2 protein-coding genes are annotated in these 1469 nt (G+C 68.8%); both read right to left on the reverse strand.

Features of this window, described 5'->3' with window-relative positions; translation table 11 throughout:
- Positions 1-145 precede the first annotated feature (145 nt).
- Positions 146-1018: a protease HtpX gene (gene htpX / locus AC27VN_RS41290; RefSeq protein WP_093355574.1), complete on the reverse strand. Its 873-nt coding sequence runs from the start codon at positions 1016-1018 to the stop codon at positions 146-148.
- A 182-nt stretch (positions 1019-1200) separates the two neighbouring features.
- Positions 1201-1469 (reverse strand): DUF3025 domain-containing protein (locus AC27VN_RS41295; RefSeq protein ID WP_490880488.1); only part of this gene is annotated, 269 nt, incomplete at its 5' end.

Below are 1469 nucleotides of genomic sequence, written 5' to 3' on the forward strand. Positions count from 1 at the left end.
ACGCCCGACGCGGCGGCGCCCGCTTCCGAAGCGGCGCCGTCGGCGGACTGAGCGCCCAGCCTTGAGTGCTTGGGCACGGAAATCCCGCGCCCCAAAAAAAAAGCCGCCACCCGAAGGTGGCGGCACGCTGTCCCGATGCGCGTGCTCAGCGCGCGTTCTGCAGCGCGGCGATGCGCTCCTCGATCGGCGGATGGGTGGCGAACAGCTTGCCCATGGCGCCGGTGATGCCCATGGCCTCGACCGCCTTCGGCAGTTCGCCGGCCGGCAGGCCGCCCAGGCGCGCGAGCGCGTTGACCATCGGCTGGCGGTTGCCCATCAGCGCGGCGGCGCCGGCGTCGGCGCGGAACTCGCGCTGGCGCGAGAACCAGGCCACCACGATCGCGGCGGCGAAGCCCAGCACGATGTCGAGCACGATGGTGCTCACGTAGTAGCCGATGCCGGGGCCCGAGGAACGGTCGTCGCCGCGGCGCAGGAAGCTGTCGACCGCGTAGCCGATCACGCGCGAGAGGAACACGACGAAGGTGTTCATCACGCCCTGAATCAGCGTCATCGTGACCATGTCGCCGTTGGCGATGTGGGCCACCTCGTGGCCGATCACGGCCTCGACCTCCTCGCGCGTCATGTTCTGCAGCAGGCCGGTGGACACCGCCACCAGCGAGGAGTTCTTGAACGCGCCGGTCGCGAAGGCATTGGGCTCGCCCTCGAAGATGCCGACCTCGGGCATGCCGATGCCGGCCTTGTCGGCGAACTTGCGCACCGTGCCGACGATCCAGGCCTCGTCGGGCGACTGGGGGTTGTCGATCATGCGCAGGCCGGCGGTCCACTTGGCCATCGGCTTGCTGATCAGCAGCGAGATGATCGCGCCGCCGAAGCCCATGATCAGCGCGAAGCCGAGCAGGGCCGTGAGGTTCAGCCCGTTGGCCGTGAGGAAGCGATTGACGCCGAGCAGGCTGGCGACCACGCCGAGCACCGCGACTACCATCACATTGGTCAGGACGAACAGAAGGATACGTTTCAAGTTGAATTCTCCGTGGGGGAACGCTGCCGACCAGATGAGGGCCTTGCGGCCCGCTTCAAGCCGTTCCTGCCGCGTTCGCCTCCCTGCCTGGGTTGTTGTTGGTTCTGGAAGAAGGCGTCGCGCGCGGCCGTGCGGCGGCAGGCGGGTAGACAGATGATAGGAGCAAAAGTTCTAGCCACCCGCTATCCGGGCCCCGCCGCGGGGGATTCGGCGACGGCCCTCGGGGGACGGAAAACCTGGGCATCGGCATAGAAATCGGGCGCCTCGTTGCCGGCCCACCAGCCCGGCACGCCGAGCACCGGCAGCGGCACGAAGGGCTTGGTGGCGAGCCAGGCGGGGTCGAGGCGACGCGCGAGCGCCTCGTCGTCCAGTCCATCGACGCCTTCGGTCAGCAGCACATGCGCCGTGGCGGCCTTGCGCGGCGACACCAGCTTCTCGAGCAGCGCATGGC

It is taken from the genome of Variovorax sp. 20P10.2.4, from assembly GCF_058244205.1.